The 15,631-nt window shown below is 50.9% G+C and carries 13 protein-coding genes; 4 read left to right on the top strand and 9 right to left on the bottom strand.

Annotation, left to right across the window (positions count from 1 at the left end):
* Positions 1–53: 53 nt before the first annotated feature.
* Positions 54–917: a DUF4488 domain-containing protein gene (locus tag AC4QZR_RS05545; RefSeq protein ID WP_494480003.1), complete on the bottom strand. Its 864-nt coding sequence runs from the start codon at positions 915–917 to the stop codon at positions 54–56.
* A gap of 72 nt (positions 918–989) precedes the next feature.
* Entirely contained in the window at positions 990–1,511 is a 522-nt protein-coding gene (locus AC4QZR_RS05540) for a DUF2911 domain-containing protein (protein ID WP_494480002.1), read from the bottom strand.
* A 193-nt stretch (positions 1,512–1,704) separates the two neighbouring features.
* Here AC4QZR_RS05540 and AC4QZR_RS05535 point away from each other — a divergent pair, with 193 nt between their 5' ends.
* Positions 1,705–2,805, top strand: coding sequence for a hypothetical protein (locus AC4QZR_RS05535; protein WP_494480001.1), 1,101 nt, complete (start codon positions 1,705–1,707; stop codon positions 2,803–2,805).
* A 205-nt stretch (positions 2,806–3,010) separates the two neighbouring features.
* Here the strand turns inward: AC4QZR_RS05535 and AC4QZR_RS05530 are convergent, their stop codons facing one another.
* The 3 genes from AC4QZR_RS05530 to AC4QZR_RS05520 form a co-directional block, all read right to left on the bottom strand.
* Positions 3,011–4,669 carry a M1 family metallopeptidase gene (locus AC4QZR_RS05530; protein ID WP_494480000.1) on the bottom strand — a complete coding sequence of 553 codons (1,659 nt, stop codon included), beginning with the start codon at positions 4,667–4,669 and terminating at the stop codon, positions 3,011–3,013.
* Positions 4,670–4,822: 153 nt separating this feature from the next.
* Positions 4,823–5,014: a cold-shock protein gene (locus AC4QZR_RS05525; protein ID WP_007659836.1), complete on the bottom strand. Its 192-nt coding sequence runs from the start codon at positions 5,012–5,014 to the stop codon at positions 4,823–4,825.
* 226 nt (positions 5,015–5,240) lie between these two features.
* A complete protein-coding gene (locus AC4QZR_RS05520) occupies positions 5,241–6,008 on the bottom strand; it encodes a S1/P1 nuclease (RefSeq protein WP_494479999.1) in 768 nt (255 codons plus the stop codon).
* Between the two features lie 174 nt (positions 6,009–6,182).
* Between AC4QZR_RS05520 and AC4QZR_RS05515 the strand changes: the two genes are divergently transcribed.
* The 3 genes from AC4QZR_RS05515 to AC4QZR_RS05505 all read left to right on the top strand — a co-directional run bounded on the left by AC4QZR_RS05515 (position 6,183) and on the right by AC4QZR_RS05505 (position 9,080).
* Positions 6,183–7,292, top strand: a complete 1,110-nt coding sequence (locus AC4QZR_RS05515) for a DmpA family aminopeptidase (RefSeq protein ID WP_494479998.1) — start codon at positions 6,183–6,185, stop codon at positions 7,290–7,292.
* Positions 7,276–8,136: an aminotransferase class IV gene (locus tag AC4QZR_RS05510; RefSeq protein ID WP_494479997.1), complete on the top strand. Its 861-nt coding sequence runs from the start codon at positions 7,276–7,278 to the stop codon at positions 8,134–8,136. The genes AC4QZR_RS05515 and AC4QZR_RS05510 overlap by 17 nt, the downstream gene beginning before the upstream one ends.
* 122 nt (positions 8,137–8,258) lie before the next feature.
* Positions 8,259–9,080, top strand: a complete 822-nt coding sequence (locus AC4QZR_RS05505) for a phosphatase PAP2 family protein (protein ID WP_494479996.1) — start codon at positions 8,259–8,261, stop codon at positions 9,078–9,080.
* 38 nt (positions 9,081–9,118) lie between these two features.
* Here the strand turns inward: AC4QZR_RS05505 and AC4QZR_RS05500 are convergent, their stop codons facing one another.
* From AC4QZR_RS05500 to AC4QZR_RS05485, 4 genes are all read right to left on the bottom strand, one after another.
* Positions 9,119–10,393, bottom strand: coding sequence for an SdiA-regulated domain-containing protein (locus AC4QZR_RS05500; RefSeq protein WP_494479995.1), 1,275 nt, complete (start codon positions 10,391–10,393; stop codon positions 9,119–9,121).
* Positions 10,394–10,470: 77 nt separating this feature from the next.
* Positions 10,471–11,745, bottom strand: a complete 1,275-nt coding sequence (locus AC4QZR_RS05495; RefSeq protein WP_494479994.1) for a sensor histidine kinase — start codon at positions 11,743–11,745, stop codon at positions 10,471–10,473.
* Positions 11,745–12,419: a response regulator transcription factor gene (locus AC4QZR_RS05490; protein ID WP_253404417.1), complete on the bottom strand. Its 675-nt coding sequence runs from the start codon at positions 12,417–12,419 to the stop codon at positions 11,745–11,747. The genes AC4QZR_RS05495 and AC4QZR_RS05490 overlap by 1 nt, the downstream gene beginning before the upstream one ends.
* Positions 12,420–12,819: 400 nt before the next feature.
* Positions 12,820–15,327 carry a penicillin-binding protein 1A gene (locus AC4QZR_RS05485; RefSeq protein WP_494479993.1) on the bottom strand — a complete coding sequence of 836 codons (2,508 nt, stop codon included), beginning with the start codon at positions 15,325–15,327 and terminating at the stop codon, positions 12,820–12,822.
* Between the last annotated feature and the right edge of the window lie 304 nt (positions 15,328–15,631).

The following is a 15,631-nucleotide window of genomic DNA, read 5'->3' as shown; positions in this document are numbered from 1 at the left end:
TTTCAGGAAAGCGTGGCAGATATCCAATTTATACCTGCCATACCTTTTTGAAATTAATCTTTCGAGATGCGGGACCAGATCTCGTTCACCGGAGCACCCGTGCTGCTCTGGCCGGAGTGGTGCCAGTTACCGTCTTTCACCTCAAAGTTAAAGCTGAGCGACATGCCCACCCGACTGCTGTCGCGCGAAAAGAATTCGATGTTTTCGGTATACTTGCCGTTTTCGGCGGTATAGGTGCCTCCACCTGTGCCTGAAAACTGACCTGTTTCGGAATTGAAGGCGATCCACTGGAAGCGGGTGCCCGAGAGTACTTTCAGCGTCTTGCGCGGACCGGGGCGCATGGTATTCATCTGCCCGTCACGCTCGCGGCCCGTAATGCGCCAGGTACCCGCGAGCGGGGAGTTGCTGTTGCTTTCGTTGATGCGGTTCCAGGTATCTGAAGAGCCGTCCCTGCTTAAAGTCCACTGGTCCTTTTCGAGTTTAAAGTTCGCCGAAGTGCTCGTTCCTAACTGTGTAGAGTCCAGGGTGTTGAATTCATATTTGAGCTCAAACGTACCGTTGGATAAGGTATAGGTGCCCCCGGTTGTGCCCAGAAACTGCTTGTTTTGCTGGTTGAAATGGGCAAATGTCATGAAGCCGTCCTGTACCAGCATCACCACTTCATTGCCTTGTCCATCGGTTGTTCGCCAGGCACCTTCCAGTTCCGTAGCCTGCCTCGCGGCATTGGTGGCTTGCGTTGAAGCAGTAGCGGATGCAGTCGATGTGGAGCTGGCTGTAGTTTCTTCTGGAACAGCGCTACGGCCAGATGAAACTATCTGATCTTCTGAGTTGGCAGATGTCGCGTCAGAGCCGGCGCAGCCCATCAGGAACAAATAGGAGAGCCCGGCAACAGTGGTGTTTTTCAGTAGTTTTATCATCGATGCTTGAGGTTATGGGTTTGACATAAAAAAACCGCGCTATATCAGGTATAGGCGGCTTTCAAATTGAGGTTACTTTATCTTAACGGGCAACTCCAGGTTTTCCCAGCGCATCAGGATGCCGTTTTTGGCGACCACATAGGCCAGTCGCTCGTGCATCTTAGCGGCTTTGCGGGGCTTTACCGTTACCCGCAGTGCGTCCTGCCGCTCATCGTACTCCGTGCCCCACTGGCCGGTGGCTTTGTTGAAAATGACTGTCCAGCTGTTCTCGTTCGGTATGGTGTAGAGGCTGTACTTGCCTTTGGCCAGGTGTCGGCCTTCGATCTGCACATCCTGGCTGAACTCGATCGTGGTGGCCTCGTTGGCACCGGCGCGCCACACTTTGCCGTAAGGTACCAGTTCGCCCCAAACATTACGGTTTTTAACCGCCGGGCTGCTGTAATCGATGGTTACCAGGGCATCGCCGATCTTGCCGGTGGCGGTAGCTGGCGGGCTCGGACGGTTATTCCTGTTGCCGTTTTGCGCCATGGTCAGCAAGGGAGCCAGCACCAGGATGAATAAGAGTATGGGACGTAAATAAAAAGAAGTTTTCATAAAGCGATAAAAGAAATACCTGAATGGTTAGGCTAAGATAGTCAAAAGTATAGACTGGATTGCAAAAAAATAGTTTAATACTGCAGCTGATTTTATGTGGTAAAGCTCCTCCAAACTGACTGAACGAAAGCGGCCCGGGCTTCTGTTATAGGTATAGCCTCAGAAAAAAGCTCATATTCTGATCATGCATTTTATGTCCAAAAAACTTTACACCTGTACGGTTGGGTTGCTGCTGTTGCTGGTATTCTTTTACGCGAAGGCAACAGGTATAGGCAGTAACATGGAGCCTCTTGTACTGCGAGCCGAGAAGCTGCCATTTACTCCCCGCGAGTTTTATATAGCTGATATCGTCGATGACCGCAGCGACCGCAAAGCGGTTGCCTACCTGCTGCCGGTGGGTGGCGCGGGCAAGGTGCAGGCTGTCGATCTGCAAGGCGGTGTCCATGTGGCGCTTCGGACTTTTATCCAAAAAAGCCTGCCTGCAGACAAATCACTACGGCCCATCATCATCCGGCTGAAGGAACTGCAGGTAAAGGAAACACCTACGGCGAGTGGTCGGGTAGCCGGCAACATTTCGGTGATCATGTCCTTTGAAATGGAGCGGGAAGGGGAGACAGTGCCACTGCTTCAGTATAAGGGTGGCGGACGCTACGAGCGGTCAGTGACCCGAAACGAAGTGACAGAGCCCGCCATGCGCCAGTCGATTGTGGAAGCTTTGCGCTACCTCAACACCTGGATGGACCGTGAGGCCAACACCAATCCCAAGCTGGCCAAAGGTATAAAGGTGAGTTTCACAGATTACGTTGGCTCAGCCGATCAGGACACGGTTTTCTACGACCCGAACCGGCCGCTCAACTGGAATGACTTTCAGGCGGATGTCAACAAAACGAGCCGCTTTTCTGCTACCGTATTTCCAAGTTTTGCCTACGAGGGTGAGACGGAGGTACGCGATGGTATCATTCACCTGAATCTGAACATGAAGGTATACGTGCTCAAAAGCTCCTCCTGGGTAAAGGAAAACGCGCAGGATCCCTATGGGCTCAACCACGAGCAGCGTCATTTTGATATCGTCAAACTGGTGTCGGAACGCTTCAAGCAGAAAATAAAACCCGAAGAACTCTCGCTTTCAGATTACAACAGCAATATCCAGTACCACTTCATAGAGTCGTTCCGCGAAATGAACCAGTTGCAGGAGCAGTACGACGCTGAAACCCGTCACGGCCTTGACAAAACCGCCCAGGACAACTGGAACAAGCGACTGGAGCAAGAGCTCAAAGGTATAGGAGTGAAATGAGTTTAGGGGTTTTAGAGTTGAGGAGTTTGTAGAGCTACGGATTTACATTTTGTTCTACTTTGATTTTTGCTTCTAACTTAAGTTATACCTAGGTATACAGATGTGGGCACTAAGTAAAAAGAAGGCCTACCAGATTTTGCTGGCAGGCCTTCTTTTTACCTATTTGATAAAATTCTGAATTCTTTACTCCTCAACTTTTAAACTTCTAAACTTCCTTCCCTTCCTGCACATAGAAGTTCGGATCGATAGTCAGTTTGGTGCCGGCTTTCACCTTCTTTATTTCTTTCCAATCGGTTGTTGGCTCAAGCCATTGTTCCTCGCCATTCAGGTATACCTTCACCGGCATATCGAAACCTTCTACTACATTGGTCCAGCGGTAGGTTAGTTTTTTCTTTTCCAGTTTGTACTCCAGCGCAGGTAATCGGGTATCGCGCAGGTATTGGTCGAAGAAGCGGCTCAGGTCACGACCTGTGTGCTGCGAAAGGTAGTTTTCGATCTGCTCGGTTGTCACTGTCTGGTGATAGAAATCACGGTTGAGCCCGCGCAATATGCCGCGCCATTTTTCATCGTCGTTCACGACCTGGCGCAAGGTGTGGAGCATGTTGGCGCCTTTCGGGTACATATCGCCGGAACCGCTCTTGTTCACGTTATAATGGCCAATGATCGGGCGGTCGTTTCGTATGTTCTGCCGTATGCCGATCACGTATTCACTGCCCGCCTGCTTGCCGTAATGGTACTCCACAAACAAAGGCTCCGAATAAGTCGTGAAGCTCTCGTGGATCCACATATCGGCCACATCCTTGTAGGTAATGTTGTTGGCGAACCACTCGTGACCTGTTTCGTGGATGATGATGTAGTCGAATTTCATACCCCAGCCCGAGCCGCTCAGGTCGCGACCGCGGTAGCCGTTTGCGTAGCCATTGCCGTACGTTACAGAACTCTGGTGCTCCATACCTAAATAAGGGGCCTCAACGAGTTTGTAGCTGTCTTCATAAAAAGGATAAGGTCCAAACCAATGCTCAAAGGCATCCAACGTGCGGCGCACATCCTTAAACTGTACTTTTGCCTTCTCCAGATTATCGCGGATTACCCAGTAGTCGCAATCCAACACGCCTTTTTCGCCCTGGTACTTCTCGCCAAAATGCACATAGTCGCCGATGTTGATGTTGACCCCGTAGTTGTTGATCGGGTTAGTGACTGCCCAGTGGAAGGTACGTGTGCCGTCGGGGTTCTCGTCAACGCCACGCAGTCTGCCGTTCGATACATTGGTCAGGTCTTTCGGCACAGCCACACTGATCAGCATGCTGTCCGGCTCGTCGTACATATGATCTTTGCAAGGCCACCACAAACTGGCGCCGTCGCCCTGGTTTGAGCTGGCAATAAATGGTTTGCCTTGCGCATCACGCTTCCAGGTAATGCCGCCGCTCCAGGGAGGGTTTTTGCTTACCTTCGGCTTGCCGCCATAGTATACCTCCACTTCGTTTTGAGCGCCCTTTTTCTGTGCGTCTACCAGCTGTACAAAATAGGCATTGCCTTCCTGACGAACATTCAGCTGCTTTCCGTTCTGCATCACCCGTTCCATTCGCATAGGAGGCTGCAGGTCGATCTGCATGATCTGGTAGGGTTCCTGAACTTTGTAGCGAATGGTGTTTTTACCGTGGATGCTGCTGTCCGCCGGATTCACACTGATGTCGAGGTGGTAATAGGTGAGGACCCACCAGGCCCGCTCTGGGGTGATGGTGCCCCGCAGGGTGTCCTGGCGGGTAAAGGTGGGAGTTTTCTGCTGCGCCTGCGTCTCCAGGCTGCAGAGTCCCAGCAAAAGCGCAACTCCGGTAAGTGTACGCCTGGCCGATAGGTTTTTCATAGGTATAGCTTTCATTCAGAAAGCTTAAATTAAAAAGAATTTCGAAAAGGAGTAGCCTATAGTCTGTGAATTGTCACGAGATAGGTATAAACGACAAAGGGCCCCGCATGATGCGGAGCCCTTTGTTTGATTTACGCTTTATATATAACCAGACTAAGCCAGTTTCACATTTACCGCGTTTAGTCCTTTTTTGCCCTCTTTCACTTCGAATGTTACTTCGTCGTTTTCTCTGATCTCATCGATCAAACCTGTTACGTGTACGAAGTACTCTTCGTTTGTTTCACTGTCTTTGATAAAACCGAAACCTTTGGTTTCATTAAAGAATTTTACTTTTCCGTTACTCATGATATGTTGTTGTTAATACATGTTAGACACTGCATAACGGTAAAACGTTCATAGTATGTTGCAACTTTTTGCAAAAAACTTTAAAATATGCTTCTGCGCACGCTCAAGGCCTATTATTTTTTTCAATTTGGTTTCTCGCTTGCATAGTCGTTCAGAAAAAGGCATAAAAAAATCCGGCAACATGAAGTAGCTGCCGGATTTTTTTAAGGTATAAACGTTGTACTGTTTAGCCGTAGATCTGGTTCAGCAGACCCGCCAGGCGAATGCCCGCTTGCAGGATGCGTTGCTCCACGGTGCTGAAATTGTCATAGCTATACCGGTAGCCCAAGCGGCCATCTTCCGGCAGGCTGTATACCTGCTCTCTCAACTGAACCGACTCGTAAGCCCAGTCGCGCACGCCGGTAGATTGCCAGGCTTTTATTTGCTCTTTAGAAGGCGTGCCAACAAATTGAGCCAGTTCGGTAAAGCTCAGATTCTTGCCGTCGATCATGTCGCTATCCCATACCCGGTGCAAATTAGATGGCTGTCCGAACCACTGCACCTTTACCGCGTTTCCGCCTGTGTCGCCTTCTTTGCCCACGTGAAGTGGCTGGTGCAGGTCACCCACCAGGTGCACCAGGTACTTGAGGTATTCCTCTTCCTGTTGCGCTGACAGATTGCCGGCTTTCAGTACAGTCACCAGCTCCTCTAGCTTCATGATGATGTCACCGTTCGGGTTTTTCTCGGTCTGCTCATATTTCTTGCCGCCCGGTACAGTTACCCAGTGCCAATCGTGCGTGTGGTTGTAGGCTTTATCTGACTTGATATCATCCATCCAAACCGACACTTCCGCCAGTGAGTTGTCTGCCAGGATTCTGTTGATTTTCTTCTGCGCTTTTTTCTTCAGGTGCTGCTCTGCTATCAAGCCAACGGCGCGGTGTCCGTTTTGTCCCCAGGCCATTGCCTGCGTTACAAACAGAGGTATAAGTAGCAGAATACAAACTATTTTTTTCATCGATAAAATTATTGGATTTTTAATGCTGCAAAACAAAGGCTTTTTTGCTTAATTGTGTAGACCAAAGCCCATTTCTTTTACAAATTGGCTTTCAAGGTATAATAGCAGTGGCATGCAGTTACTGTTAAAGCTCCTCAGATCTCTGGCATGAAAATACTTCTTACAGGTTTACTAATGATGACAGTATTGGTAAACGCAAGCGGACAGGATCGAAAGCGAGCCCGCGACTATGGCATCCGGATCGGGGTGCTGAAGCCCGGTACGAACAATGCCATTACAGATGTGGCCGGTCTGCGGGTTGGGCACACCACTTTGGTGCAGGGAGATAATATCCGGACTGGTGTGACGGCTATATTACCACATAACGGAAACCTCTTTCAAAATAAAATACCAGCCACAGTCTATGTAGGCAATGGTTTCGGCAAACTGGCCGGCAGCACTCAGGTGCAGGAACTGGGCAACCTGGAATCTCCCATCATCTTAACAAATACGCTAGGAGTTGGTACCGCCATGAATGCCGTGGTCGGCTATACCTTGCAGCAGTCCAGTAATGAAGCCGTGCAGTCGGTGAATGCGCTGGTAGGTGAAACGAACGATGGTTACCTGAATGACATCCGCGGACGTCATGTGAAAGAGGAGCATGTGCTGCAGGCAATCAAACAGGCGGCAAGCGGACCGGTGGCGGAAGGTAATGTAGGGGCAGGAACCGGAACAGTCTGCTTCGGGTATAAGGGAGGAATAGGAACAGCATCGCGCAAACTGCCCGCTAGTCTGGGTGGCTATACCGTGGGTGTGCTGGTACAAAGTAATTTTGGCGGCGTGCTGCAGATCGACGGCGTACCTGTAGGAGAGGAGTTAGGTAAGTTTTCGTACAGCAAACAGGTATTGGAAAGTGCGGATGGTTCCTGCATGATCGTGGTGGCAACTGATGCGCCTTTGGACGCTCGCAACCTGGAACGTATCGCCAAAAGAGCTATGCTGGGACTGGCCAAAACAGGTGGAATCGCTTCCAATGGAAGCGGCGACTACGTGATCGCATTCTCCACCAACGAAGGGCTGTGTATACCTTATCAGTCTGAAGAAAAAACACAGACTTTCACGCTTCTCCGGAATGATGAGATGTCGCCGCTCTTTATGGCTACGATTGAGGCAACTGAAGAAGCGATCATCAATTCGCTTTTCCGGGCTGAGACCATGAAAGGGCAAAATAATAACACGGTAGAAGCACTTCCGATCGAATCCGTTATCAAACTATTAAAGAAACACAATGCCATCAAACGATAAGCTTTTCGCCTACAACCTGGGCCAGATCGTACCTCTGAGCGAGGCGCGACTGCATGTCAGTGACCTCTCCGTGCAGCGAGGCTACGGGGTATTCGACTTTGTGAAAGTGCAGCAGGGCTGTCCGCTTTTCCTGGACGAATACCTGGACCGCTTTTTTCAATCGGCGCAGCTGATGCACCTGGAGGTGCCATTGTCCAGGGATGAGCTGAAACAGGTGATTGCCGATCTGGTAGACCGTAACCAGTTGCCGGAAGCCGGTATGAAGATGATTCTGACCGGTGGTTACTCCGAGGATGGCTTTACACCGATGAATCCCAACCTGCTTATCACGCAGCTCCCGCTCACGCTGCCTTCCTCCGAAAAAGTGGCCAAAGGCATTCCGATCATGACGCACGACTATGTGCGGGAGGTGCCGGAAGTGAAAACGATCAACTACTCCATGGGTATACGCCTGCTGCAGGAACAAAAGGCTAGCGGGGCAGAAGAGGTGCTGTATGCTAAAAACGGAATCGTTTCGGAGTTCCCGCGCTGTAATTTCTTCATCGTGACGCATGACGATACCGTGGTGACACCTGCCAAAAACATTTTGAAGGGAATCACCCGCAAAAATGTGCTGACGCTGGCTGGCCGCAGGTATAAGACCGAAGTGCGCGACATCCGGTTGGAGGAGGTGCTACAGGCCAAAGAGTGCTTTCTGACCAGCACCACCAAGCGTGTGCTACCCATTGTTCGGGTTGATGACATTTTGATTGGTACAGGCAAGCCGGGCGAAGTGAGCCTGCAGTTATTGCAAGATCTGGTGGACCTGGAAAATGAGCAAGTGGCTGCTTTGAAAAGCAAATAACCACTCAGAACTCTTATGAAAACTTAAAGCCGCTAACTATTTGATAGGTAGCGGCTTTTTTTTAGTAGAAATCAGATTTTCTTCAGAATCGGCCTGTATATAGTAGAGAAAAGGCCTTTGCTATGAAGAAATACGTTTACTGCTTTTTCATGAGTTGGTTGGTGCTCCCCCCGGTGTTCGCTCACCAGCCTCAAATCAAAATTCCCCTCATTCCGGATACCACTGTTGTCGAACAATTAGCTGACACAACCGCGCAGGTGACTGAGACAAAGAAGTTCAGCGTGTTCACCAGGAAAGCAGCGATACCTGTTCTGCTGATCGGGCTGGGGGTGAGCCACATGGATGATGAAGGGCTTTTCGAAGGAAGCCGCGGCCTGCGCCGGGTCGTTCGGCGCGAATACGCCGATTACAACACCCGTGTGGACGACTACCTTTACCACATGCCGTTAGCACTGACGGTGGGGCTAAACCTGGCAGGCGTAAAAGGGGAGCACCACTATGCAGAACAGGCACTATTACTGGGCATGACGCACTTCGTTAACAGGGTCATCACCAACAACCTCAAATCCATCACGGCCATCAACCGCCCTGATGGCTCTAACAACGATGCCTTTCCCTCGGCGCACACCAGCAAGGCTTTCGCATACGCTACCTTTTTTCACAAGGAGTATGGTGGGCGCAGCATCTGGTATAGCATAGCAGGTTATTCCGCGGCCACGGCCACGGGTACAATGCGCATCCTCAACGATAAACATTGGCTATCTGATGTGCTGGCCGGAGCAGGTATAGGAATCCTATCAGCGGAGGTCGTATATATGGTTTACCCCAGACTTCAGGAGATCATAGATCGCAGTTTTCACAGCAAGCAGCAAAATAAACTGATCATGATGCCTTATTACGGTGGTGGGGCTGGCGGTATTGCCCTGGTATGGCAGCTGCATTAAAGCAAATCGCCCGACACTTGGGGTGCCGGGCGATTGTTCTAGTTGATGCTTTTGGTGTATTTCAAAATGACCCCTTTTCCTTTTTTCCCGCCCTCGCTGGCAATGTACATAGCGCCGTCCTGATCAAAGGTCAGGCCCTCGGCCTGCCGCAGCTGCGATTCGTCCAGCTCTAGGGTTCGGGAGAGCTTCCCATCCTTCGTCATCGCATAAAGTCGGTTGTTGACCGCATCGAGCAGGTATAGCGTGTTGTCAGACGGGTGCTTTTCGAGGGAGGAAGGCTGCAGCACATCGTAGTCCGACTTCTGCTTTTTACCCTTCTTCGGTGGCTCTACCTGATCCAGTGAAATGCTGATGAGCGGCTCTGACTGGAATTTCTTTGAGTCCAGCGAAAAAGCGTAAATGGCTTTCTGCATTTTCAGTTTCGGGTCGTGGCCTTTTGGAGCCAGCAGGAGCTGGTTTTGTTCCTGGTCATAAGCAAGGCCTTCTATGTTGATCGTGGCTGGAAAGGAGGCTTCGTATACCTTGACATTCGGCTTCTGGCCCATAAATCCGGCTACTTCAAAGAGTGTTCCGTCGCTCCGCACAATGTAGGCATTCTCGCCAGCTATGGCTATACCTTCGTAGTCGCCAGGTCCTGCAAACGGAATTTCCTTGGTGATCGCTTCTTGTTCCAGGTCATAGATGAATATCTTGCCTTCTTCGTCCTGTACACAGGCCATCGTGCCATCCGGGAGAAGAGAGATGCCCGACACTTCACGCAGTTCGGCAGGTAACTCCCAACGTGTATCTGCCATACCCAGGTCATCTGCTGTTGTTTCATTGACGGCAAGAGGCAGGAGGGAAGCAGACTGATTCAGTATCCTGGAAGCAGGGAGTGCAGATTTCTCCAACAGCTCACCCGTTTCATTGTATCGCAGCCAGATGTCGCGTCCACTTTTTTCAAGCTCCACCACAAAGCTAGTCACGTTGTTTTCCTGCACGCGATGTACTTCCTCTATTTTGTAGCGGTCAAATTCCTGCTGCAGTTGCGCCACCACTGTTTTCGGGAGGTACTGTTCTTCAATCTCTTCGGTATAGCTGATGAGTGTGCCATCTTCCCGGAAAAGAGCTTTCCGCTCCCGGCCGCTTATCTTGAATTCAGCTTCGTATACGCTATCCAATCGCTCCCAGTCCACCTGCTTGATGGTGGGGTAACTCTCCACAAATTTCACCTTTACGGCATCGGGTACGTTTCGGGCGGACCAGATCTGATCGCAGCTGTTGAGGGTGGTGCCCGCTACAAGCACCATTGCCCATAAATATGTATGTTTCATTTTTAGCTTCATAATTCTTTTATGTATCTGATAGGGTATACAGACCGAATTTGAAGCAATTCTGAAGAAACGCGATTTTATGAAATATTTTTTTGAAACTTCAGCCGGAGCACGTGCAGGCCCTCTTCGTAGGTATAGGAAGGTGTGAGCTGGTAGAGCTCGCTGATTTTGCTGACCAGTGCCAGTCCAATTCCCATTGACCCGGAAAGTTTGTTACCACTTCTGAAGCGTTCAAATAAAGTCACAGGCTCTTCCTGCAGGGGCTCACCGGAGTTCTTGATGCAAAGCTCATCTGCTTTCAGGCTGATCCGGATGATGCCGCCTGTGCTGTTGTGCCGGATGGCGTTGAGTAGCAGGTTGGAAATCAGGATCTCGCACAAACCAATGTTCATCTCCACAAATACAGGCTGCATGGCTTCGATCTCTACCTGAATGTCGTGCATCAGCATCATCTCGTGCAGTTGGTCGAGTTGCTCCTGCAGCAGTTCGTGTAGCGGGATGACCTCGTTCTCCGAAAATTCCCGGTTCTCGATGCGGGTGAGCAAAATCAGGGAGCGGTTGAGACGCGACAGGCGGTTGATGGAGGCGTGCATCTCTTCCAGCATGGATGCCTGCGCCTGCGTCAGGTTATCGGACTGCATGAAGAGCTCCAGCTTGCTGCTCACAATGGCCAGCGGCGTCTGTATTTCGTGCGATGCGTTCTCCGTGAACTCTTTTAAGTTGAGGTAGTCGTTGTGGATCTTGCCAGTCATGGCCTGCAGCACTTCGTTGAGCTCCTGGAACTCCTGGGTATCGGTTGGTTTGAGCAGCAAGGGTTTTCGCTGCGTCAGGCTGTAGCGCTTGGCCCGCTCGAGCGTGTCGTAGAAATTGCGCCAGTTGTATTTGTTGATGAAGTAGTTCACCCCGGCTAGCCCGATAAGGAGCAACACGAAGATCCAGGCCATTGCCAGCATGGTACTCTCAAAAAGGTCCTCAAAGTCCATCAGCGACTTCAGAATGGTATACTCGAAGGGTTTGCCGTCCTGGTAGGTGGTGAAGGTGAGCTTACGGAAGGGCACATACTCTTCATCGTAGGTGCTGAAGATCAGTGTGTCCGACAGCGCTTCGAGGGCTCCGGCATGGGCGCTCGTTTCCCTCACAATGATAGCCTCTGATATACCTGAAGTTACATTGGGCAGCTCGTTGTGACTCCGGATGTATTCGATGATGTTCTCTTTGTCAGTAAACAGCTGGTCGTCCACTTCGTCGTAGATCTCCGTCTGGAGGATCTTGTAAAAGCTCAGGCCACCCAGCAAAAACACGATAACGGAAACCAGCAGGTAGTAAAGACTGGTCTTGGTGAGTATGCGCATCAGAAGCTGAATTTATAGCCCATCCCGTACACGGTCGTGATCGGGTCTTCACCACCGGCCTCCACCAACTTGCGGCGCAGATTTTTGATGTGCGTGTACACAAAGTCGAGCGAGTCGAGCGATTCGATGTGGTCTCCCCACAGGTGCTCGGCAATAGAGTCTTTGGTCAGTACCCTGTTTTTGTTGGTGACGAAGTAGAGCAGCAGATCATATTCTTTCTTAGTCAAAGTGAGTTTGCGGCCCTGCACCAGCGCCTCAGCCGACTCCGGGAACACTTCCAGGTTTCCGATCTTAATTACCTTCTGCCCGTTGAAGTTCCGGCGCCGGATAACGGAGCGCAGCCTGGCGTTGAGTTCGGACAGATGGAATGGTTTGGTCAGGTAATCGTCTGCGCCCAGTTCTAAGCCAGTTATTTTATCGTCAAGGGCGTTCTTTGCTGAGATAATGATGATACCCGTATCCGGGTTGTTCTTCTTGAGCAACCTCACAAGGTCCAGCCCATTGCCGCCCGGCAGGGTGAGGTCTACCAGTACACAGGTATAGTGCTGGTCAGCGAGCATACGGGAACCGTCGTGATAGTTAAGGGCCGTATCGCAGGTATAGCCACCCGCTTGCAGGTAGGAAACCATGGAGGCATTCAGGGCTTGCTCGTCTTCAATTATCAGGAGTTTCATCCATTCGGTTTATTTCACGAAGTATACGGAAAGATTCTGAAGACAATCTGTTTCGAAGCTTCGGAAGGCAGGTAAAGGCCATACCGTGCGGACTCTACCATAGGTATATAATATCTTCAAGGTATACCAGTAACCATTTCGGAGGAAGGAGACTGATGGATCTAGGTATAGCCCAATGCCGTCAAATTAAGCACTTTTCTGTCATTTCGAACCGGGGGTGGGGGCCCTCTGTTAGTGAGAAATCTGGAATGTAGCCAAGGTCTTGAGATAAATCAGATCTTTCCTATCGTCGAGATGAAGCTTGAATTGAACATTGCTTATTTGACGGAATAGGGTATAGCCCGACTTTTTCTACTGCGGAACTACACAAAATGCATCAGGTATAGGCGCTATACCTAGTTTAGAACCATCGGATTCTGCGATTCTTTTTCTCTTCCTGCTTGCGCCGTTTTTCTTCCTTTTTTCTTTCGCGGTTGCTCTTGGCCTGGTTTTTCCAGTCTTCGTAGGTTTTCACGACCGTGTCGGCAATCCGGTCAAAGATGTTTTCCGGTTCTGGCGGGCCTTCGCGGTAAGACGGGCAGCTTACCATACCCTGCAGGTGAGAAGGGAGAGGAGCAAATCGGCCGGTCCGAAGACTGGCGAACTCTTTGTCCTGCGCCACGCGACGCATATACTCTCCCCATACAGGCATGGCTGTACGAGATCCTTGTCCCTCGGTGATCGTCCTGAACCTGACCTTCGGACTTTCTGCCCCAACCCAAACGCCCGTGACCAGTTCCGGGGTGATGCCGATGAACCAGCCATCGGCATGCTCCTGCGAGGTGCCTGTTTTACCGGCAATGTCCATGCGCAAGCCATACTTTGTCCGCAGGCGGGCAGCGCTGCCTTCTTCTACTACACCCTGTAGCAGGTGCAGCATAACGGCCGCATTGTCGCGCGACAGCACGCGCTGTGTGCCACTTCGGCTACGGTGCTGGTGAATGACACGGCTTTGCCGGTCCTCAATACGATCAATGTAAATGGGTGCTGTTTTATAACCCCCATTGGCAAAGGCCGCATAGGCGCTCACCATTTCCAGCAGCGAAAGGTCAGCGGTGCCCAGGGCCAGCGAAGGTACCCGTGGCAGGTCTTGTTGTATGCCCATACGCTTAGCTAGTGCCACGGTCCGGTCAACCCCGGTCTCCAGGATCAGGTGTGCGGATATGGTGTTCACCGATTGCGCCAGGGCACCCCGCATGGTATACTCTCCGCCGTACTGGCCGTTGGAGTTCCGTGGTGACCAGTCCTCATATTCCGGGTAGGTGGTGAGCTCGTTCGGGAAATAATCGCAAGGCTTTATACCTTTCTCCAACGCAGCGGCATACACAAAAGGCTTGAACGTGGAGCCCACTTGGCGCCGGGAGCGCACATGGTCATATTTAAAAGCATGGTGGTTGATGCCGCCCACCCAGGCACGCACAAACCCCGTGGCAGGCTCCATTGACAGCAGTCCCGTGTTCAGGAAGCGCTGGTAATATTGCAGCGAGTCCATTGGCGTCATGGGCTTGGTGGTGCTGCCTTTCCAGTTAAACACCTGCATGTTGACGGGCTGGCGGAAGTTTTCCAGTATTTCTGCTTCATCCGCACCGCCTGCTTTTAGTTTTTTGTAACGGTCAGAGCGCTGCATGGCCAGCTGAATAACCGAGGCATCGGAGCCCCATGGTTTGCGGCCTTTCCAGTGTGCATCAAACTGCTGCTGCAGCTGGGCCATCTTTTTGCGCACTGCCTGTTCGGCATGCCGCTGCATTCGCGAGTCAATGGTAGTGTAGATCTTAAGTCCGTCTGTGTACAGGTTATAGGGCTGACCATTCTGCTTGCGTTGTGTAGCGGCCCACTGCACGAGTTCCTGTCGGAGTTGCTCCCGGAAATAAGGAGCTACCCCGTCGTTGTGGGTGATATAGCGGTAGTTTAGCTTAAGTGGTATTTTCTTCAGAGAGTCAGCTTGTTGTGGCGTCAGGTAATTATACCTGGCCATCTGGTTGAGTACCACATTACGTCGCTGGAGTGAGCGCTCCGGGTACAGGCGAGGATTATAACTGGTAGTCGCTTTCAGCATACCGATTAGCACGGCGGCCTGCTCCGTCTTGAGCGAGTCGGCGGTTGTATTGAAAAATCGTCGGGAAGACCGCTCAATGCCGTAGAGATTGCCTCCCATGGGCACTGTATTCAGATATAGCTCCAGCAATTCCTGCTTGGAGTAGATGCTTTCGAGCTTGCGCGCGATGATGATCTCGCGCAGCTTATTGATCGGCATTTCCCAGATACGGCGGCCTTTGCGCGGAAAAAGGTTCTTGGCCAACTGTTGGCTCAAGGTACTGCCCCCGCCGGCACTTTCCTGACCCATCAGCAGCGTCTTCACAAACACACGCGCTAAGCTTCGGGCGTCGACGCCGCTGTGCTCGTAAAAGCGCACGTCTTCGGTCGCGACCAGAGCATCGATGGCAACGGGCGCAATATCGTCATAGCGAATGTTGGTGCGGTCCTGAATGTAGTAGCGACCCAGTAGCACATTGTCAGCAGAGTATACCTCAGAGGCCGTGTTGTTCTGGATCGCTTTCAGTTGCGCGCGCGAGGGTATGACGCCGCCCACTATACCTGTGAACACGGCCAGGTAGAAGATCGTGAAAGCGAGTACAAGAAAAAGAGCACTCTTCAGGGCAAAACGCAGGATGGCGCGCACATCTGACATTCGTGGCTTCAGGGGGTTAAACTGACGTATAGCTTGTCCTTTCTGCTGCCAGTATGTGGCTGTGAATTTGGGCTGCTGGCTCTTAAAAAAGAGACGAAACTGTGTTCCCAGAAAGGTGAGAACAGGTACAAGGAGACCGTAAGTGATTAATTTTATTAGCTTTACGAGCAAACGCTTCATATAAGGTAAGTTTTGCACAACTGCTGCGGCAGCTGCAGCCAAAAGGCAGGCAATAACCACGCCATACCTTGCCTTGTTTTTCAGAGGCCATACGAGAAAAATACTCTTCAGGACGTCCGGTTTTGGCAATTGCCATGGTTAATAACGCAATCAGACCGCATAATATTCATTTTTCTCTGGCGTATTAAAACTCCTGTGTACAATAACTCTCTCGTTTTAACTCCCATCAAAACTAAACAGCACGTGCTATTTAGCAGCTCATCTTATAAAAATAGAAAACTCCCTGAAACTAAAAAGCCTTTAA

The organism is Pontibacter sp. YIM B11418, assembly GCF_059278805.1.
This window is presented reverse-complemented; position numbering and strand designations above follow the sequence as displayed.